Annotated in this window: 16 protein-coding genes and 2 rRNA genes; 2 read left to right on the forward strand and 16 right to left on the reverse strand. The window is 33.7% G+C overall.

Annotated features, from left to right (window positions below; all coding sequences use genetic code 11):
- The first annotated feature begins 1,127 nt into the window (after positions 1-1,127).
- Together C1724_RS10790 and C1724_RS10795 are read left to right on the forward strand one after the other, a co-directional pair.
- The gene (locus C1724_RS10790) at positions 1,128-1,619 is read left to right on the forward strand and encodes a MarR family winged helix-turn-helix transcriptional regulator (RefSeq protein WP_102346659.1); all 492 of its coding nucleotides are present in this window, start codon (positions 1,128-1,130) and stop codon (positions 1,617-1,619) included.
- A 38-nt stretch (positions 1,620-1,657) separates the two neighbouring features.
- The gene (locus tag C1724_RS10795) at positions 1,658-2,131 is read left to right on the forward strand and encodes a CBO0543 family protein (RefSeq protein ID WP_102346660.1); all 474 of its coding nucleotides are present in this window, start codon (positions 1,658-1,660) and stop codon (positions 2,129-2,131) included.
- A 94-nt stretch (positions 2,132-2,225) separates the two neighbouring features.
- Here the strand turns inward: C1724_RS10795 and C1724_RS10800 are convergent, their stop codons facing one another.
- From C1724_RS10800 to C1724_RS10875, 16 genes are all read right to left on the reverse strand, one after another.
- Positions 2,226-3,485, reverse strand: coding sequence for an HNH endonuclease (locus tag C1724_RS10800; protein ID WP_180994226.1), 1,260 nt, complete (start codon positions 3,483-3,485; stop codon positions 2,226-2,228).
- Positions 3,486-3,680: 195 nt separating this feature from the next.
- Positions 3,681-4,121, reverse strand: a complete 441-nt coding sequence (locus C1724_RS10805) for an acyl-CoA thioesterase (RefSeq protein ID WP_102346662.1) — start codon at positions 4,119-4,121, stop codon at positions 3,681-3,683.
- A 229-nt stretch (positions 4,122-4,350) separates the two neighbouring features.
- Positions 4,351-5,031, reverse strand: coding sequence for a DUF4956 domain-containing protein (locus tag C1724_RS10810; RefSeq protein ID WP_102346663.1), 681 nt, complete (start codon positions 5,029-5,031; stop codon positions 4,351-4,353).
- A 9-nt stretch (positions 5,032-5,040) separates the two neighbouring features.
- Entirely contained in the window at positions 5,041-5,754 is a 714-nt protein-coding gene (locus tag C1724_RS10815; protein ID WP_102346664.1) for a polyphosphate polymerase domain-containing protein, read from the reverse strand.
- Positions 5,755-5,778: 24 nt separating this feature from the next.
- The gene (locus C1724_RS10820) at positions 5,779-7,422 is read right to left on the reverse strand and encodes a CotH kinase family protein (RefSeq protein ID WP_102346665.1); all 1,644 of its coding nucleotides are present in this window, start codon (positions 7,420-7,422) and stop codon (positions 5,779-5,781) included.
- A 78-nt stretch (positions 7,423-7,500) separates the two neighbouring features.
- Positions 7,501-8,934, reverse strand: a complete 1,434-nt coding sequence (gene pelG / locus C1724_RS10825) for an exopolysaccharide Pel transporter PelG (RefSeq protein WP_102346666.1) — start codon at positions 8,932-8,934, stop codon at positions 7,501-7,503.
- 3 nt (positions 8,935-8,937) lie between these two features.
- The gene (gene pelF, locus C1724_RS10830; RefSeq protein WP_102346667.1) at positions 8,938-10,350 is read right to left on the reverse strand and encodes a GT4 family glycosyltransferase PelF; all 1,413 of its coding nucleotides are present in this window, start codon (positions 10,348-10,350) and stop codon (positions 8,938-8,940) included.
- A 2-nt stretch (positions 10,351-10,352) separates the two neighbouring features.
- Positions 10,353-12,245: a DUF2194 domain-containing protein gene (locus C1724_RS10835; protein ID WP_102346668.1), complete on the reverse strand. Its 1,893-nt coding sequence runs from the start codon at positions 12,243-12,245 to the stop codon at positions 10,353-10,355.
- Entirely contained in the window at positions 12,160-12,894 is a 735-nt protein-coding gene (locus C1724_RS10840; RefSeq protein WP_180994227.1) for a hypothetical protein, read from the reverse strand. The genes C1724_RS10835 and C1724_RS10840 overlap by 86 nt, the downstream gene beginning before the upstream one ends.
- Positions 12,895-13,027: 133 nt before the next feature.
- On the reverse strand, positions 13,028-15,193 hold the full coding sequence (locus tag C1724_RS10845) for an NAD-dependent epimerase/dehydratase family protein (protein WP_102346670.1): 2,166 nt from the start codon (positions 15,191-15,193) through the stop codon (positions 13,028-13,030).
- A gap of 34 nt (positions 15,194-15,227) precedes the next feature.
- Entirely contained in the window at positions 15,228-16,160 is a 933-nt protein-coding gene (locus C1724_RS10850; RefSeq protein ID WP_102346671.1) for an NAD-dependent epimerase/dehydratase family protein, read from the reverse strand.
- Positions 16,161-16,445: 285 nt separating this feature from the next.
- A complete protein-coding gene (locus tag C1724_RS10855; RefSeq protein ID WP_102346672.1) occupies positions 16,446-17,561 on the reverse strand; it encodes a DUF4145 domain-containing protein in 1,116 nt (371 codons plus the stop codon).
- Positions 17,562-17,780: 219 nt separating this feature from the next.
- Entirely contained in the window at positions 17,781-18,305 is a 525-nt protein-coding gene (locus C1724_RS10860) for an aromatic-ring-hydroxylating dioxygenase subunit beta (protein ID WP_180994228.1), read from the reverse strand.
- Complete coding sequence (locus tag C1724_RS10865) at positions 18,306-19,661, reverse strand: aromatic ring-hydroxylating oxygenase subunit alpha (RefSeq protein WP_102346673.1); 1,356 nt, start codon at positions 19,659-19,661, stop codon at positions 18,306-18,308.
- A gap of 1,640 nt (positions 19,662-21,301) precedes the next feature.
- A 5S ribosomal RNA gene (gene rrf, locus C1724_RS10870) occupies positions 21,302-21,418 on the reverse strand.
- Positions 21,419-21,604: 186 nt separating this feature from the next.
- Positions 21,605-21,773: ribosomal RNA gene (locus tag C1724_RS10875) — 23S ribosomal RNA — on the reverse strand; the annotation flags it as partial.

Raw genomic sequence — 21,773 nt, forward strand, 5'->3', positions numbered from 1 at the left:
AATTTTCAAAACAATCCGGAAGTTTATTATAATAGTTAACAAAAACTAAAAAGGAAAGAAACTCATGCTATCTTTTCATGAAATGTTATGATTTCAGTTTGAGCAAGGATTATAAGCCATTCTCATGCTCTAATTTTCTATAACTGTTATAACTTCGTGTGCCTTGCATATAGTTTATAAAGCTTGTTTTTAATTGATTGCTTTCTTTTTTTCGCATATTTTCCATCTAGGAGAAATCATCCTGCCAATGCTTTCTCCCTTTTGAATTTTGCAAGTACTGTATAAAGCCCAAAAGGTTCTTTTTCCTCTTGAAATTTCAAGACATTTTGAAAAAGAATCAGACGCATTTGAATCACTGGTAGTTCACTATTGCAAAGGTGATCTTTTGAGCGATTTACGATTAATCCCCTTTGTTTCTGTAGCTGCATGATCTTTTGTATGCAATGCCGCGTATTTCTGTAAAATTGCCGCTTCTCATTCATTCACGGTCTTGAGAGTAATCACTTGTTCTATTTTTCTTTTTCTTAAGTTTTCATCAAGTTCTATGCAGCAACAAGCATGCAGTGCTGCTACATATTGCCACTAAACCTTCTCCTAATACTTATATTTGTGATGGTTTCCCATCAGTTTCTACTTCGCCGGAAATCAGTCTTTTCTAAACATTTCCCACATTGATGTACTAGGATCAGATTGACTTATAAGTTTACCTAATCTGCTGTCCTCCTCCTTATTTTTGTTATCTTAATAGTAACTGCACTTCTAACACGGCACAATTACTAAATTTCACTATTTGAAATTTTCTAAATTATCAAAACTGCATTCTTCACCTCGTTGCAACTAACCACTTCTGTTTCCTCCAAGCCTATGATGTTCGAATAATATCTAACAGCTTCCTCTTAATCCATTACATTAATTTCTGACTCGTTCTACCCGCATGACACCTTTTTGCAATTTACTCATCAAAAATCACAATTTACACCGACAAATATTAAGTGAATTTCACTATTTGAAACTTTCTATAGTTGAATTCCAAATTTCTCCTTCTATCACGTTTAAATCATTTTTTAAAGGCTAATAATGGTGCAGTAGTTGCAAATACAATTGTATATACAAATAAGGAGATAAATATGAAATTTTGCTATAAACAACAAATTGTCCAAATGGTTAGAACGTTATATTTCTGTATGGAAGCACACTGGGCAGAATTAGGAAAACAATATGATATCTCACCCGCTCAACAACATATATTATTTATATTAATTACAAATGGTAAAACACTCACTCCCTCTGAGATAAGTGAACTAGGGTGTTGGCACATATCTACTATTACAAGACTTTTAAAACCACTAAAAGAAAGAGGGTTTGTTACCATTGAAAAAGATCCTAATCGCTCCAAATTCAAGAATGTTACGCTAACTCCAACTGGCGAAAATTTATTTCATAAAATTATTGAGACTATAGCTGAAGATGATTCTTTCCCTTTTATGATGGGGCATTTAACTGACGAAGAATTAGATGAATTTTTACACTATGGTCAAAAGATATTAAATGAAAATAAAGGGAAGGCACTATGTAAAAAGTTATTTAGTGCTAAGATTGATGGAATAAATTATGTTTAATTTTTTTCCTTATAATTATTTTTTCAGGAGTATATAATATGATATTTGGTTTTATATCGGTTTCTTTTTTGCTCTTGCTTGCAATTGCAGTTCCAAAACGCATTTCCGGAATTGAAATTTACGCCACATTCTTTTTTGCTTATTTTTTGGGTATTACAACAGATCTAATTCTCGATTTAAAGTATAATTTATATGGTTATTATAAAGATGGAGTTCAAATTACTAGTATAATATATCTAATTTCCATATACTTTTCAGTCAGTACCTTATTTTTAAACCATTTCCCATATAAAGGAATATTGCTAACTAAAGGTATATATATAATGGCGTGGTCAGTCTTTTCAATTGTATATGAATCAATTATTGTAAGAACGAACCTTTTTTACTATAACGGATGGAAATTATCGTACTCCGCATCTCTATATCCAATTATTTTTACAATATTAGTATTAAATTTATCATTTATAAGAAAGCTGTTAATGATCTATATAAGAAATGCGAAAGCGCCTTGATCAGCCGACAAACAAGGCTTCCTTTTCTTTTAAAAAACAAAGCCTGCTCTCAGTCATATTTTTGAAATATGCATCGAACAGGCTATCAGCATTTCTATTTTTTTATTACTTTTCTTAACTCTTCAATCGTAAGCATTGGTTTTTGGGAGTGGATCATACTGTGACAATTTGAACAAACTAAACAAATATCTTCTACTTCAGTTTGATCCCCATATTCACTATAAGCTGATAACGGTTTTTTATGATGGCCTTCTATGAAATTTTCACCGATCGTTCCATAACTCTCTTCAAAGCTAAATTTACATATTTCACAAAATAATTTACCATATTGGCGCTTTTGCTTTTCCTTTGCAGCTTTAATGATTCTAGGGTCTCTTTCACGTTTTTTATGCAGCTTATAGACTTCTTTACCCTCTGTTGTGTATTTATTTGCTTTCGTCATTAAACCCTTTGATATTAGCAAGTCCACCTCCGTTATTGTGGTTTGAAGAATGGATCGATTTGAGCCAAGCAGCTTTATGTAGGTAGAGAAATTAGTAAGTCCATTTGGCACAGCCTCAGCGTTGGTAGCCAAGGCATTTTCAAAAGCATGAACTTTCTTTATTACTTCATCAACACTGTTGGTTGGAATCTTATATACTTGCGGCTTTCCTGATGCCGGTACTAACTTGAGTAAACGAATGTGTGAAATCAATTGATAATAACGTTGATCAGGTGGAGTAGTTTGATGCGTTTTTAATTTTTCTTCGACAAATGACTGCATATTATCCATTGTGCGATAATAAAGAATCGTTTCAACAACATCTCTCCATTGTTCATACTTATAAGAAGTTGATACGAAATAGTTGAATTCTAAATCTGATATTTCATATTTACCTGTTAATTCGCCTATCTCAATTAACACTTTATATAATAAAAATAATGGATACAGTTGAAACTCCTCTTTAGATTTGGTTTCGAATAGCGGTGTAATACAATATACCTTCTCAATTTGCTGTTCAATAAGATCGAGATAATCGTTTACCTTTTCATAGTTCCCATTAACTCTTTCCTTAATCGCATAAAAAGCTGCTGTTGGTTCACATTTTACATAATCCCTATTAGTTGGATCCAATAATCCAAATACTTTCGATGAAATCATACTTTTAAACATCGATGCCTCTAATTTTATGTTTGAACGGAGATTAAATCGTTCTCTTAATAAATCTAAATCTTTTTGAGTCGCATTGGGTCCAGCATTACTGATAAGATCAACTAAATAACACATCTTTACAAAATTTTTACTATGATTGCCAAAGTACCAATACTTCTTATTCTTGATGGCTAAAATAATATGATCTATATCAATAATCAATTGTAATCTCCCCTTATCAATTCTAAGTATACGCTGCATTTTAAGATAAGCACTTATGCCTACCTATTCAATTTATCTTCAAAAATGTGTTTATTTATGCATAAGAGTAAAGAATAAACAATAATTATTAATTGTAACTTCAAACCAATAAAGCCACCTAACACTTGATTAGGTGGCTTTATTACAAGAAACAATCTATTGTTGTTGATTAGAATATTGCTGAATGATACCAGTTTCGATAATTGCAGCTCGCATATCAGGTGGTATTGAAATAGCTTTTACCCTCTCTCCACCAATACTTGCTAATGCTCGAACTTGATAACCGTAGGCAACTACTTCACCATCTTTAACAAACTCATGACTAAACTTTATCACTTTATCACGCAGCTCAGAAATTGATGTTTGAATGATTACATCGTCTTCATGGTATAAAGGTTTTTTAAATGTACATTTCGATTCGACAGAGGGGATTCCAATTTTATCAACTCTTACTAACTTTGATAGTGGAAATCCTATTGTTTCAAAGAAATTATGTGCTGCTTGGTCCATAAATTTATAAAAATTTGGTGAGAACACAATACCTGCTGCATCAGTGTCTCCCCACTCAACCCTAAAATGATATTTATGTACGTTCATTTATTTCCCTTCTTTCATAGATACGTTTTGAGTGTACTATACTTCCCCGTTTGATGTGTTTCTTCTATTATTCTTATATACTGTGTTATTTAATTGATAATCGCCCCCTGATCCAACGAAGTGAACTACTATTGGTTGAACGTGATTTATATTTATTATAGTTTAAAAAATTGAAATTTTCAAAAATAGTTCACCTTATTATGATAATAATCAGTAAAATATAAACCTTTTAAGTAGCATAGTCACCATTGTAGTGAACTAATGATACATCCTTGACACCTTTTACTTCTGATATATGATTTACAAAAGCTGTGTTATCTATCTTTAGCTTTACTTCAACAGTTAACTCAATCATTTTATTTCGAATAATTTTAGATTTTAATACATAACTTAGATTTTTCATGCTCATTTTTACATTGCTATCAGCATGTTCTTCATAATGAATAACTAATAGAAATACAGTTTCCTTAAATTTTTTTCTTGATAGGAAATAAATAACACCAGCTATAAGCACTGAGCTAATTAAAGACAGTAGAAAAAGGCCAGCTCCACAAGCGATTCCAATAGCAATTGCCCAAAACATAAAGACTATATCAAGTGGATCTTTAATAGCCGTTCTAAAACGCACAATGCTAAGTGCACCAACCATGCCTAATGACAATACAATGTTTGTGCTAATTGTCATTATTATTAGTGACGTAATCATTGTCATTAGCACTAAAGTAATATTGAAATTATGACTATAAACAACACCTTTATAAGTCTTTTTGTATACTACATAAATAAACACCCCTAAAAGAAGTGAAAAAAGCAGTGCGACAATTATCTGAACAATCGACAATTCGATAAACGAATCTAAATTTAAAAAGCTATTTTTAATAATGTCGTTAAAATTATATTGCTCCACCATCACACCCCCCTAAGGATTAAAATTATTTATACTCCTCTCTCTACAAATTACATATTTAGAGATAGCAGACCGATTGTGACTATCTAGTTGAAGTATGGTTTGGATATGTGAAGGTATAAATTCGTTAAATTTCACTTCCATTACAAGTAATGGGTATTTAATTGCTTCAACCGTCACAGTATCTTTATTAAAAATATCAGTTGAATTAACACTATAGCTTAATTGCTTATCAAAGGTTACTCGTACATCTGATATATCTCCCACATAAGCTTCGCGAACATAATCGACTATTACTCTCGGTGCAAGTTGTTCACTTCTCAACAACAAATAAAAATCACGGCATACATGCTCTTGCTTTTCTTTTAAAAACTCGTAGTCCCAATGTAACAGTTGTTCATATTCACCCCTTGTCAATGGAACAGACTCTTTACTGATATATTCACCAAAACGGTTTTTTCTCTCCAAGCGAATTACACTGTCGCTTAAATTGTAGATTCGAATACGGTACTTCTTCCGTTTAAACACTCCATAATTCTTTGTAAATAGATCCGTGTCATACACATTGTCAAAATATAAACTACGGATATGATAGCCTTCCTCATCGATCGAATATTTATCTCGCTGTAGCACCATTTGGATCCTGCTCCGCAGTAGCTTATATTCAAATTCATTAATATAATATTTTAATTCATGACGCAGCTTCTTAGTAAACCCGCTCACCATGATCACCGCCTTAAATCCATTAAACTACTTTATTACTAACTCTTTTAAACCCCAATAATAGTTTTCGTCCTGATCTATATAGATTTCAAAAGGGATTTGCACATGTCCCTTTGAATCACTAACAAGTACTCTCCAAAAATAACGGCCTACTTCAAGGTTTTGCATTTCAAAGTTTGTTTGCTGGAGAGACTTTTTTTCATAAATAATTTCGGTAAAATCAGGATCAGTGCTTATTTGTAGACTATAATCTAAATCATCCCCTTGAAAATCAAAGGATAAATCCCAGCTAAATCGAATTATTTCATCCTCAATTATAGCTTGCAAAAAAATAGGTGTGGGATATTCTAATAGTTTGTTAAAGGTTTGTATATTTTCAGCAGGCTGTTTAACTAATTGATAATATCGTTCATCAAAAGCAGCTGTTTCGACTGGTAAATAGGTTACATCAGGCTGTATTTCAATTATCGGCTTTATCGTAGTATAATAGGAATCTAGATATTCTTTTGTTTGTTCTTCTGTAACGATTTGATTTAATTGTTCAATTTTTTGTTGTAATGCAACTATATTGGCAGGATCCCTTAAAAACCTTCGATGCAGGACATTTCCCCAATACCTTGAAAGTCCCATCTGCCATTGTGGAACAGATTTATATTCATGCCAATCCCATGCTTTATCATAATCCCAAGGAATGAAATACCATTTTGTTGAATTTAACGGACGATACAAATAATAGTTTTGTGAAAGTGTATCTACATTTCCAAAAATGAAATTTACCGCCAACCATGTTAAATAATTGTCCCTTTCGAAGTACTCACTAACAACATCATTAATATTTTTTGTCAAATCATTTACCGCATCTAACATCTTTAAAAGTTCGGTATGATCGTTATCTCCTTTAATCTCCATTATCCTTTCAAATTGACTAACATCATATCCCGGATCATCAACTACCTTAAGTTGTTCGGGATAGCGAAAAAATTCAAAGGATTCAATTTTGTATAAGTTGCCGTATGGATTTAATCCATGAGCAGCCAAATAGCGTTTATTCACTTGTTCAATATGGGTAAATAACCCCATCGACTTAAACGAATTATCAGGTGGCATTTTTGTTAAATCTTTAACATGTAAATGTACAAAGTTAGTGCGCAGGCTTGGTAAATCAGGAAATAAACGAAAATAATCAAAAGATAGTTTATTCTTTACTCTTGTTTGATCAGAAATATGTTTATTTAAATTTAGCACTTGTTGACCATTCCAAAGACCCGCAGAGTCACGAAGTTTAATTTTGTAAGATTTTTGAGCTGCAATGCGACTCGATGCTCCTCTAATGCTAATCGTAGCATTTGCTTGTGAACTTCCATAACCTAATGCCCCTGCTTTTGGTCCAGTTTCATCGCCTTCCTCTAAAATCACAGCTAATTGTGGACTGCTTGTTTCAACACTATTAAACTGATACCATTTATTCATTTCATAAAAGGTTATGTTATTTTCCGATGTGCTTTCATTACTTAGGATCGTAACGTAAAAATGAGTTAATTCGCCTTCTTCGCCAAATCTATAAATCCGCTTGTCTTCTACAAGCTTTTCTGGGTTTCGCTCTATTTCAGAATTCTCCTCAACGTTTGCCACCTCATTATTCTTTTCTGTCTGATCAAGCCTTACCCCCATCAAGCTTACTCCAAAAATGAAAATTGATAACAACAATATCCACACGAAAATTCTGGTTCTTATAAGGCTTCCTCCTGTCTATTTTATATGTCGAAATTTTATTAAAAAGCCTTCTATCCAGGTTTTTTTATCAACAAAAATAACCGGTTGTGAACAAAAAGTATAGTAATCTATGTTGTTAACGTAGTTAATTAATTTGTAGATAGCCACACATAAACTAATAAATGATGCTAAAAAAATTGGAAATCCGTAAACAGCTTTTAACATAAAGATAGCTGTAAACAATGTACTAACTAAAAAGAAGATAGCAGTTGTTAAAAAGGCTCCGAACTGATCATCATAATAAAGCAATAAGATGATCATAGTGAATAACAAACTAAAAAATAAATTTCCAAGTGTAAGTATCATAAATAAATGCAATTGCTCAGACGTCATTCCAAATCTCGGTAATAGTTGGCTTCCTATGGTTATACTGCATAAAACAACAATCAACTGTATTTCCGCTAAAAATGTAAGCTCAGTCGATAATACCTTAAACATATTTTTTTTTGCATCTAGTATCTCTCTTAAAGGATATGAATGTAGAATACGATGATAATATTCTTTATGTGCTTGATAAAAACTTGTTTCGACGTAAATCATAAATAAAACCATCGCTGGCAGCACCGTTATATAAGAAAAAAAAACAGGAACATCATAGTAGGGTGATATTTTAAATGTTTGATCCACAACAATATTTAAATTTCCTTGCCAAATTATCAAGTTATGACTATACAATCCACCTATATAGAAAAAACCAGTAAAAAATAGGAATGGATATTTTTCTAAATAAATTAAAAATCGGAAGTATTCTTGATTGTTTTTCGTAAAATAGGACCTGATAAACTGGTTTAGTCTCATAATGATAAAGAAAAAGCCTACATCTAAACAAATAAAAACTGTAGTTGCATTATTAAGTTCAAGCATGATAATGCATATCCAAAATAGGAGCGCAGATATAAAAAAGCCAACAATGAAACTTTTCACAATTCTGATATAATCCTTTATCGCTGAAACATACATAGCTTGAATCCAAATGATGATTAGCTCGGAAAAAAATAAATATGAACAAATTTTAAAAGCTAAAGGCAAAGGTGAGTTATAGTAAAAAATAAATGTGCTGATTCCACCTATGCTTACACAAATACTTATTAGTCCAATCATCGACGATAAAATATAATCATCTTTCTCCAGAAATGATTGGTCTGCAATAAAACGTGATATTGTAAAACTAAAGCCACCAGTAATAATTTGCGAAAAGATAAAGGCATATTCAATACCAGCCATAAAACGGTCGATTTCAGACTCTACAGTATTTAATAACCCTAATAAATGCTTGGCTAGAGTAATCAATACTACGCAAAAAAACATTGGGCCTACGGTAACGATCGTAGAATAGCTAAACGCTCTTACATTTTTGATAATACCAGATTTTTGAAATAGCTCTTTCAATTGAAAACCAATACCAGCCATTTGTTAATCACCATATTTCTGATAAAGCGCTCGATAATTTTCAATCCATTTTTCCTTAGTATAGTATTTTTTTACCCGTTGATAACCATTTTCACCCATACGTTGTCGAACCTCCTCATTCTCACAAAGATACAGTATTCCTTCAGCCATTTGTAAATAGTGCATAACCGGTACAATAATCCCCGCCATTCCAAATGTGTCATTAGCATTAGTTAATAATTCTCTGCATGCCCCTACATCAGTTGCCACAAAAGGAATACGGCAAGCTAAGCCTTCTAATATTGCTAACGGTTGGGCTTCACTTATGCTAGAGAGCACCAAAACATCCATGCTCTGAATATATTTTTTTATATTAACTGGGCCAGTAAATGTTACATCTTCAAGAGCTAACGTCTCCATTAATTTAAGGCATTCTTGATAATAATCCTTATCCTCATCAACAGGACCCATGATAAAGAATTTTGTGTTTGAACGCTTTCGTTTCACAATTGAAAAGCTTTGTAATAAAGTTTTAATATCCTTAATCGGTGTCACTCGAACGATTGCACCAATAAAAATCTCATCATTGCCTTTATCAATTGCTTGAGGAAGATCCTGAAATTCTTCGAGAGATACGCCATTTGGGATAATCGACATCTTATCAGGCGAACAGCCTAGCTCTTTTTGAACTTCCTGATTACGTTTGTATAAAGTTACAATCTCACTTGCAAATGTATATGCACAGGAGGACATATTATAAAAGTATTGAATCCAAATATCTTTAAATTGTCCTTTTACCCAATTCGCTTTAATGATTTCTTCTTCTCTTTCTCTCGAGTAAATTCCATGTTCAGTTAAAATATATGGTTTGTTATATTGATAGGTTGCTATACTGCCAACTACTCCCGCGTAACCCGCTGATACACTATGATATAAGTCTGCCTTTGGTGCTTTATGGTTAATGCAAATGAATAAAGAAAGAACCATTGATCGCAATGTCCAATACATGGTTGTAAACGGTGTATATACATAATTCTCCAAACATATTTGTTTTAAAATATCAAAGAAGTCTTTACTTGTTAAAAAGTTAGTAACAGAGTCAATTTTCCCACTAGTAAACAATGAGAAAACTTTTTCCCAATTTGCAAGTTTACTATCAAGTATTGACCGTATAGAAAAACTTTCTTCATGTGTCAGTTTGTATCTTTTTCCCCATTTAGTTTTCTCGGAGATAAAGGTATCTAAAGAAACCTCCTCAATCCCTACTACATTTTCCGGCAACTGATAGTAATAGTTTTTTTTCATTTTCTCGGTCGCACATATGGCATATATAACAAATTCGTGTTCTGGCATACTTGCGATTAAATTATGAACCCAGCCTGCCACACCCCCGAGTGTATAAGGATAGGACCCTTCCGCGATTATACATATTCTCACTTTTAATCAGCCCACCTAAGTTTAAAGTGATTATTTTTTGCAACAACAAGATAACTTTCTTGATCCACTCGAATTAATTCAAAGTCAGTTGAGTGCTCTATTTTTTTATTTGTAACTAAAATAAAATATACTGGACCTTTTATACGACTAATTTTGACATCAATACCCCAACTATGCGTTGAAGTGTATATGTCGGTGTTCTCATATTCTTTTAATATTTGTGACGCCTCATTTGCTGTCATGCTGCGAAGCCAAGGATATTTACTTTCTATTTCATGGTGAAGGTTTTCATAACTAGTCAATAATTCATTCCAGCTTTTAGTACTTGTCAAAACTTCGTAAGGGGAGATTGTATGCGATACCACTCCAATTGACGAAACGCCATTAGCTATAAACCATTTTGTATCATCATTCATACCATACCCAGAAGAGATTTTGGGCAAATGTACTGTATGGTCATCTACTTCAAATTCCTGAACAAAATTGGCATTTTCATTAGCTAAATACGTAGATGAAACTGTCCCGATTGAAGGAATAGCCTCTTTTACAAGTTTAAGCCCTTCATTGTTTATCGAATTGCTCGGTGGGTTATAGGTTGTAACTGTGTGATATGGAAACATTTCTTTCAATAAAGCCTCAGATATTTGTAAACTTTGTATAAAATCAGAGCTATTTTTCCACGGTAAACTTGAGGGAATTATTGTTTCACTATATGGTTGGTTATTATAGCCTTTTATACTAATCTCGCCATCCATTTTGAGTAATTCACGGCCGTATTTTCTAAAGATATCTACATCTGTAGAAGACGACTGTAGAAATGGTGCCTCGACAGTATCATCGAAGGTTTGAATAAACACACCTGTATACTTTACATCATATTTTCGACTAGTATTTATAATCGAAGGCCACCAAATTTTATCAAAAAAGCTGGATTGGTCTAAATTATATTCAGACGTGAGTTTGTCATGATAGCCTTTAGGAATCACGCTAGGAAAATCATCTATAAAAGAAATTTTCATATTTAAAATAGGATATAAAAAATCATCATGAAGGGCAGCAATTGCACCTACTAACACACCACGATTAAGTTTGGAGCTAAGGGTTGTGCCATTAAAAATCATAAAATGTCCAGCATGATAGGGTGCTTTCCAAAGTAACGGAATTCCTTCATTAGATATAGCTAGCGTTTCTACACTATTCTCTAATCCAACTGATATGGATGAATTAGTAATAGAATCGTCCGTTATATTTAACTTTTCTTCGCTCCTTAGAATGGTTGTTGTAAACTCCATGCCTTTTGTGATCGTAAATACGCCGGCTTCATATATACCTAATTTTCTGTAAATTTTATTTAAACCTTCATCTAACGCAGGTCTAACGGCAAAAAATACTTTCCCACCCTTCGCAACATATTGTTCAAGTTTCTTAAAGTCAGTAATTTCCCCAAGTTTTTCAAATGTAATGATGATAGCATTATAGTTATTAAGGTAATCAGGGATAGACTCAACAGGGTGGCTATCTGCCGACTTTTTCATATAAGAAATCGTTGTTTCAATATTGGATGCTAACTTGAGACTACTTGGATCATCTCGATCAATAATAAGTAAAAAATTATCCTTTTCTAGGTGGACCTGTTGGTCAACAGCCATTGTATTTACAACTTCTTTAGTATCTATAGTTGCTGATTTAGTACCACTAGATAGCATTAGAAATTCAGATCGAATCGCTTGTAATGCAATGCCTAAAATTAGAATAACAACGATAATAATATAAAAGCTCTTTCCTAATTTAAATAATTCATCCACATAATCACCTTTGCAACCAAAATCTAAGTTTGTTAAGGCCCTCGGGCGAAAGAACAATGCTCGATCGCCGTAATTGATAAATTGTTTCATAAAATTGCTCTTTATTCTTCATCTGAAAATGTAGTTTCATCTTTAAAAAATATCCTGCTTCATCATTTGGAAAAAAACTTATAAACTGCTTGATATATGCAAAAGCCGTATCATACTCACCTAACTCAAGATCACAGTTGATTTTTTTTATATAGTGCGACTTCTGCTGTGGCTCGATTTCAATTAATTTTTGAAGTAATAAACTATATTGATAGCTGTAACGCCTTTTGATCATGTCATCAATCTTTTCAAGCTCTATTGATTTCTTGATTACATTAGCATAGGCCATTAATGTTTCAGTATCATTTGGATTTTGGTCAAGCCTAGCTTGAAGTGATTGTGCAGAATTAAACAGCTTTTGCTTAATTCCCAGTAATGCGGTAGCTGCATAGTGTGCTGTTTCAGTATCCTCATCATTTAATGCTTTTTCGAGAAACTCGATATTTTCGATGGAATCTGTTTTAAGATATTCTAGCAATATCCCCCTTTTAATATCGTTGCTGTTAAAAAGAAGAGCATCTTCAAAAGACACAGCATTACGCTCTTTTTCTTCATCGATCTTAATTAAGGTAACAGCATTTTCATCTCTTTGTTTTTTCAACAGCCAATCAGGCTTTACATGTTCATGTTTTTTTGTATCTTTATCCATAAAATAGATTATCAGTACCCCTACAAATGGTAAAAAGAGAAGATAAAAGACATGTGCGAAGCTAATTTTTTTCTCTTTTCGAACTCTGTAGAAAATATAGGTAAAGACCATGCAATAATAAATTAGCACCAGCTTAAACATACACTTCCGCCTCTTCAACTATGCGTACATCCACCACTATCGTCCGAATCCGATCGACTACAATTTTTGCATCCTCTATAGACGTATTCGAAAGTAACACCCAAACCCGCCCATCATCACTTTTTCCAAAATGATCAGTATTCCGTAATATTGACCCAATTTGATTTAATTTCTCAACATCGGCTAGCGGTACAATTACTTCTAACAATGTAAACGGAATATCAAACTGTAACTTTGCATTCTTTTTGCTAATGATCATTTTTTGCAAATACTTTGGTTTAAGCAGACTAGAATTGTCCACATATCGTTGATCATGAATAGCATGGACATGTTCTGCCGCTCTACCTAACGATGCCGTTATCAAATTGATCACAACCTGTAATAGATTTTGGTAATATAAAGTCAAATTTTCGAACTTGACATTATAAAGACATACGATTGCAATGGTTTGGTCGTCTTTTACAATCGGGGCGGCAATCATTGGTTCACCTGCGATAAAATCTTTATTAACAGCAGAAATTTGTTCGTTAAGAGCCTTCTTTAGAAGTTCACTGTCCTCAACCTTTAACGAAGCAGGCAGATGAAAATCATCTGAATTAGATTTGGATATTAATCTTAAAAACTTGGAATGGCTTGCGATATAAATGGCAACCTGGTCAATTTTCATCGTTTGCTGTAGAACAGAAATGGCGCTGATAAATACATCTTCCGGTTCTAAGCTATCCAAACGTTTTACGATATTATAAATTTTTCCGACTCCATCCTCAGAATGAATAATTTGTTTTCTTAAATCTTCCTTAACTTTTCTTGTATCATGATAGATTTCGGTTAAGAAATCATACTTAGCCTTTAATGAATGTTGCTCAGCTTCTACCTTCATTACTTTAATATTCTGCTTATCAATTCTGTAACCAACAATCAAACCTAGTGTAAGGTAAAGTGCAAATTGAGACAAAACCGTATAGTCCAACAAAATGGATACTACATCTCTCCCATTGACTGATTGCACATATAAATAATAGCCAATCGTAAGAGAACAAGAAATAAAAGCTTGATTCTTACCAAAAATTAACCCCACTATTAAAATATATAAAAGCTTTAAATCAATAAAATAAAATTGGTAGCTTAAACTAGTATCAATAAGCACCAAAAATAAAAACAACAAAATATTCTCAAAAAATGGAATGAAATATTGCAGCCTTTTAAGTAATAATCGTTGTTTTGCACGCTCGCTCTTTTCTTGATTCTTATTTAGTAAGTTCTCCTCGTTTGTTTTCCAAGCTACCGTTTTTGTAAGTCCTTCCTCAAGTGTATAAAAGGGGACCCAATCTAAATCCTTTATTATTTTGCGGTTATCATAGTTAACTCTTTTAACACTTATGTTTTGGTTATTAACATGCGGTAGATTCATATACTTTTGCAGCACTGAAAATTGTTCATAAAAATTTTGTTCCGGATTGGCAGTGAGATTATAAATCCCCTTAACATCGCTTAAAATCGCACGGTATATAGCTTCACTAACATCTGTAACATAAATAAGATCAATAAAGTAATCTTGTCCATCGAAGTATGTCATCCTAGTTTCATATCTATTTTGACTTAAAAGTGCTGGAATAAAGTCATAATTATTTAACGATTGCCTTGGACCATACACTTCTGACAATCTTAGGATAATAATGCTCAGCTCATTTGTTATATTTTTTTGGCAATAGTACTCACTTACTAAATGGTCAATGCCTCTTGTTGTATTAGGTTTACAGGTGCTTTGTTCGTTTAGAGTTGGGGCCAAATTATCACCATACACTTCAACTGAGGATGCATATAGGAACTTTTTTACTCCATATTTTTGTGATAGGTAAAGTAATTGTACAAGACCAGATAAACCAGCTTTGGTTGATTGTGCATTATACTCTTTATCTAATTCACCATCTATTCCACCACATAAATCAATAACAACATCAAAATGATTGGAACGAAATATTTCTTCACAACGTGGACTGTCAATATTTTCAATAAAGCACTTATGCTTTACCTTTACATTTTCTTTCTTTCCTGTTGACAAGTTATCAATAATGTAGACATTGTGCCCTTCACGATAAAACTTTTCCACAACATATGACCCGATAAAACCATATCCACCAGCAACGAGAACTTCCATACCCTACACCTCTGCTTATTTCTACATTAATACACTATTCGTGAGGTTTATTGTTGTAAGTGGAAATTGACTGGAAGGTTTGTTTTATCCCATGTTCAAGGGCTGTTTGTGGTGTCCAATTCAACAACGTTTTCGCTTTGTTTATATTCAACAGACTATGTTTAATATCTCCAGCTCTTTCAACAGAAAACTCAGTTGTGACCAAATTTCCAGCAGTCTGTTTAAGCAGAGCTATCATTTCATTAATGGATACACCTGTACCTGAACCGATATTAAATATTCCATTTACTTCTGATGTTAATGCCTTAATATTAGCTTCAACAACATCACTTACATAAATAAAGTCTCTAGTTTGCAATCCATCACCATGGATGATTAAGGGCTGTTTAGTTAAAATACGTTCCGTAAAAATATTAATCACACCAGACTCACCCTTGCTTGATTGTCTTGGTCCATAGACATTGCCATATCGAAAAATAGTGTAATTAAAATTGTAATTCTTAGAGAATAGAATAATATAATCTTCAGCACATCGTTTTGAAAGGCCATAGAAAGAGCAAGGAGATAACAGGTGGTCTTCTGGTATCGGAAGAATAGTTGGATTGCCATAAACAGCAGCGGAAGAGGCGAAAATAAAGCTTTTAACATCGTGTTTCGCACAGCATTTTAGTAGATTAACTGTACCTTGGGTATTGACATCAAAATCATAAAAGGGGTCAAGATGAGATAAGGATACAGATAGTTGTGCAGCATGATGTATAATAGCATCAGGGCGTTCATATTTGAATATTGATTCTATATTCGAACTTCTGATATCTTCTTGGTACAGTTTCATATGAGAACCTAGATTTTCTTTTGTTCCAGTTTTTAAATTATCAATTATCACGACAGAATGACCTTGTTCAACTAACCGTTCTGCGATATGAGAACCGATGAATCCTGCTCCACCAGTAACTATAATCTTCATAACCATTCACATCCATCAATTTAACTTTCAATTTATAAATAGATCTTATGCTCTATGCTATATTTTATCTTATGCGATGCTATAGCTTTCCACTAGTTACTTTTAGTCATAATATTATGACAGATGGTCATGAAATCCAAAACTGAAAACAGTTAAGTCAACTCTTGGCTCCTACTAATTATTGTATAAAAAAAAGAACCTGCCCCTCTCACATTACAAAAGTAACGTGCTAAGAACAGGAACTTATAAATGCCCTATATCTGTAAATATAATACTATCTTAAATTTAGACTTTACCTTTCTGTCTATCTTTTAACTGCTCAAATAATTTCTCCACGGTACCAAGTCCTACATTACCATACTTTGCAAGAATAACTAGTTCCTTTGGCAATTGCCCTACAGTTAGTATTTGATCTTCATTTAATTGTCTAATAAGACTCGGTATACCACTAAATTCATTTGCCGTAAGCTGCACTTTCGATAAATCTTCTGTCACTATTATGTGGTCTGCCTTAAAAAAGAAAAATAATTCTCCTGGACGCTCTATTGAAAGTTGCCGTCTTATTTTTTCTTCTTCGATGTATAACTTTAATTCCTCAAAGAAAATCGCATCATTTTTTTCATTAAAACGTTTTACGGATTTATAAAGCCCTTCTAAATTGCTAGGTAATTCACTCATGATTCTTGCTTGTTGCTCAGCACCTAATCGAATAAGAAATGTTTCCGATTTAGCGAACCGTTGTGGCAACAAAAAGGCATCACGAAGAAAATAAGGCACTTCAAGTTGATATTCCTTATAAGTAATAGTTCTAATTTTTGTAAACCCTGGACTTTCAGTTTCAACCTCTGCATTTAGCGTTGTAACAGCTATTTCATTTTGAATGTATTCATCTTTTGCTTTTTGATCAGCAATGAGAAGCTCTTCCAACGCTTTTAGTCGAACCTCAAGTTCAGTTATATCGTATACTTGGTCCATACTAGGCGATGGATCTTGATACTCAGGTACTTTGAAATTAATTGAACCATATACTTCTATATACCATTTAACAATCTTATATACTGCTTCCCATGATAACAATGCCTCAGAGTAACGGAACATCCTTGCATCATGTGCGGCCTGATTTCCAATCTGGCGTACATGATGAAGAGCGTCTCTTATTTCTGGAACTAAATAACCATTATCATTAAGCAAATCTAATGTTTCTTTTAAACTTGTTCTTGATTCATATGGTAACTTCTCAGCTTGGATTACTTTTTGTAAAATATTTTCAACAAATACTCGAGCATGTGTAAGCATTGTGCGCGGACTTGTGAATATACTATTTTCAAGTTCACGAGCAACAAGCGCTAATTCTTTGGAAATTGGTTCTAAAAATTGATAAAAATAAGCTTGTTTGTTCATCTAGTTGCTACCTCGCTTATAAAATAACTTCCTATTAATAGTAACACAAAAAAACGAGATATTGCTTTTCCAAAATTAAGCGTTAGATGCGGTTATTACCTTGATTTGATGAAATCTAATTCACTATCAAAAACATTATCTGTATCCTACTAATTTATATAATAAAAAACCTCCAGCTCTATATTTAAAGACTGAAGGTTTTTCCTATTAGAAATTTGATTATAAAAACATACTCATGTTCATCGTTGAAATGACAGCTTGGTCAGGGTATATAATTCTTGCAGCGATCTTCCATTCGCCATTCACTTTTCGAATAGTGTCAACACGTTCCCCGTATAATTCCTCTAGATCGCGGTGTGAACCTCTGTTACGCTTATAAAGAAAATAGCTCCTTACTTCTACTTCATCAGGATTAGATGTGCCCTCAATCATGATATTACTAATAAAATGCCGTTGACGAGTTGCCGGATTTTCTACCCAAGCTGATTTTGTATAAAGTCGATTTACCCTAGTTCTTAATGCAGCTTTAGATTCATCATAATAAAAGGAGTCGGTTGCAATATTATCAACATCTACACCTTCAACGGTCTCACGTAATGGCATTTTATAATTTACGTCATCTGTAAACAATTCTAGCCATTCCTTATACTTCCGGTGATCTAATAGATATGCCTCATGATATAGCAGGTCGGTAATTTCATTTCTTAATTCAGTGGTCACTTTATTTTGTACTTCAGAGCTCATTTATTTACTCTCCTCCTTCACAAATTGATCATGTGTTATTAATTCAAACCATCTCTCGTGCATTGCTCTTGCAATTGCATCAAGATAGGTAGTAGGATACGCTGTTCCGGGACCTGGGAATGAGGTATCTTGCTCAACACGTCCAAATCCCATTAAGTAATTGGCAACACTGTTATAGTTAAGTTCCTTATCCCTCATCATTAACCCTTTACTTACCTCTACAATCCTTGCCCATGTCTCTGTATCATCCTGCTCTAATGTACCTGTCGGACCAAATGAACCAAGATAGCCCTTATAAGCAGCTTTTTTATATTCTTCCGGAGCCGCTTTATCGATCATAAACCAACACCAAACTTCAACCTCTTCAGGTCCTAATGGTCTCCATACGCGGAAGTTCAAGTAGTTATGCAAATGACCTTCGGTACCATGCAATGGACTTACAAATGAAAGATTCGGATAAACCCCCCCTACAAATACGGATACCCTTGACATAATATCATCTTGTTCTGCTGTTAGGTTTTTCTTAAACATAGGAATCATTGATTCTGGCATTCCTTGATATGGAACTCTACCTTTTCCTGTTTTAGAAGTGATAACATTAATTCCATGTGCATTTTTACATACTACCTGGTGTCCATATCCTGCATAAAGTGGATCCTCAGGGCTTATGCCCATTTCAACGGTTGATCGATGTGTTGTTTGAACATGATATGGATCAGCTGCAAAGTTTTCAGCTGTTGCCTTCCAGTTCGCTTTTGCTACCCATCTTTGTGGTAGGCCTATTACTTCCATGCCACCATCGCTTCTTCCCATCATCATATCTAGATACCATTTCATTTCTCCTAGATAATCTTCAAGAGATTCAGCATTAGGGTCTAAATTCCCAAAAATCATTCCTTGGTAACTTTCGCATCTTGGTATTTCACGAAGATTCCATTCGGCTTTACACATCTCTTCGCCATAAACCTTATTGCCAGCAACTATACCAATCAGTTCACCATTTGTATTAAAGCTCCATCCATGATATGGACATGTAAACGTTTTCTTTTTACCGCGGTCAGCTGTGCATAATTGGGTCCCACGATGTGTACATGAATTTAGATATGCTTTTATGTCGTTGTCCGCTGTTCTTACAAGTAAAACTGGATCATGGACCATCCATCTTGTCACGTAACTTCCAACATCTTCGCCAATTTCGGATTCATGACCTATGAATTGCCATGTCTTTCCGAAAATACTTTCTTTTTCAACCTCAAAAAGTGTAGGGTCTGTTACTACCCATTGTGGGAATAAACCCTGATCCATTTTTTCCTTTAACTTTTGGAAAGCCTTTTCATCTAATGTTTTTTTAAACATAAAAATTCTCCCTTCGCTTCCATGCTATTTAATACTACGAATTACAATTTCATGAACCTGTCTGATTCACAGAATGAACTGGTAGATTATATAATGAGTTGGTTAAGTACAATATAATTTAAATTTTCTGAAATGTCAATTGTTTTTAATATTTAAACAATGTAAATATTATAAACTATAATTCTATTTAGTTTATTCTAATAATTTATTCCTTTTAACAGAAATGCTTCATTTAAAAGATAAGGGAGAATCCATTGGTAAGAATTTATGTAGGAATCAGTTGAAAGAAGAATCGATGAGATTGTTATTATTAATAGAAGAAATATGGATTGCTATACCAATTAATACAAAAGGAAAAGAAATCTATACTGGCAAGTTTGTTTCGTAAACCCTACTACAATAGTAAACAACCCATTGCAATGTTTTTTAGGGAAATATTATTTCAAGGACTGCAATGCTATTAATCATTTTATCTATCTATTACATATGAATACATACTAACTTGCATAATAATTAAATCCAGACGTATTCCATACAGGATTATTTTCTTTAATTAATTAATAATAGTCAATTAGCAACACCAAACATATTCTAAAATGAAGCAAAAAAGTAGCACTTCTGCTACTTTTGTTTATATTCATAATTAATGAATGTTGTTTTTGCAAAACTAGATTACAAGCATTCATATACTGTAGTCAATTGTCTACCTTGCACTCCTAGACTCTCGAGTTCAAATAAGCTTCCTCCTCGATCCTATCTACCACATCAACTCTGTCCGCTTTTGAAACTTTCCGGACATCTATTCCGTTATTTGCGTTTCACAGAGATTTTTTTGCGTTTCACGGACTTTTGCTCCGCTATTGCACGAATGAGGACGTACTTTCTTTTGTTTTTTGGTTAATAGAGGATTTATTGTCCGGTAAACTTATAAAGACTGCCACTTTTGTGTAAATAAGGGCTTTTTTGTCCGCTTTTGAAATGTATCCGGACATTTATTCCGTTATTTGCGTTTCACAGAGGATTTTTTGCGTTTCACGGACATTTGCTCCACTATTGCACGAATGAGGACGTACTTTCTTTTGTTTTTTGGTTAATAGAGGATTTATTGTCCGGTAAACTTATAAAGGCTGCCGCTTTTGTGTATATAAGGGCTTTTTTGTCCGCTTTTAAAATGTATCCGGACATCTATTCCGTTATTTGCGTTTCACAGAGATTTTTTTTCGTTTCACGGACTTTTGCTCCGCTATTGCACGAATGAGGACGTACTTTCTTTTCTTTTTTGGTTAATAGAGGATTTATTGTCCGGTAAACTTATAAAGGCTGCCGCTTTTGTGTAAATAAGGGCTTTTTTGTCCGCTTTTAAAATGTATCCGGACATCTATTCCGTTATTTGCGTTTCACAGAGATTTTTTTCGTTTCACGGACTTTTGCTCCGCTATTGCACGAATGAGGACGTACTTTCTTTTGTTTTTTGGTTAATAGAGGATTTATTGTCCGGTAAACTTATAAAGGCTGCCGCTTTTGTGTAAATAAGGGCTTTTTTGTCCGCTTTTGAAAAGGTTCCGGACATCTATTCCGTTATTTGAGTTTCACTTTCTTATTCACTAAAAAGAGTAGCATTTCTGCTACTCCTTGTCTTTGCTTGGCAACGTCCTACTCTCACAGGGGGGCAGCCCCCAACTACCATCGGCGCTGAAGAGCTTAACTTCCGTGTTCGGAATGGGAACGGGTGTGACCTCTTCGCTATCGTCACCAAACATATTAATTTTGAGGATTGTTCCCTCAAAACTAGATAACAAGCATTCATAAACTGTAGGTAATTGTCCACCTTCCACTCCTAGACTCTCGAGATCAAATAACCTTCCTCCTCCGGAAGTCTATCGACTTCTTCGTCGGAAGAACATTTGCTCATCGAGTCTGAACAGTCGTGTCAGGTTTTCTACTTGGTTAAGTCCTCGATCGATTAGTATTCGTCAGCTCCACATGTCGCCATGCTTCCACCTCGAACCTATCTACCTCATCATCTCTGAGGGATCTTACTTACTTAAAGTAATGGGAAATCTCATCTTGAGGGGGGCTTCATGCTTAGATGCTTTCAGCACTTATCCCGTC

It is taken from the genome of Bacillus sp. Marseille-P3661 (genome assembly GCF_900240995.1).
In the GTDB taxonomy this organism is placed as follows: domain Bacteria; phylum Bacillota; class Bacilli; order Bacillales; family Bacillaceae_J; genus OESV01.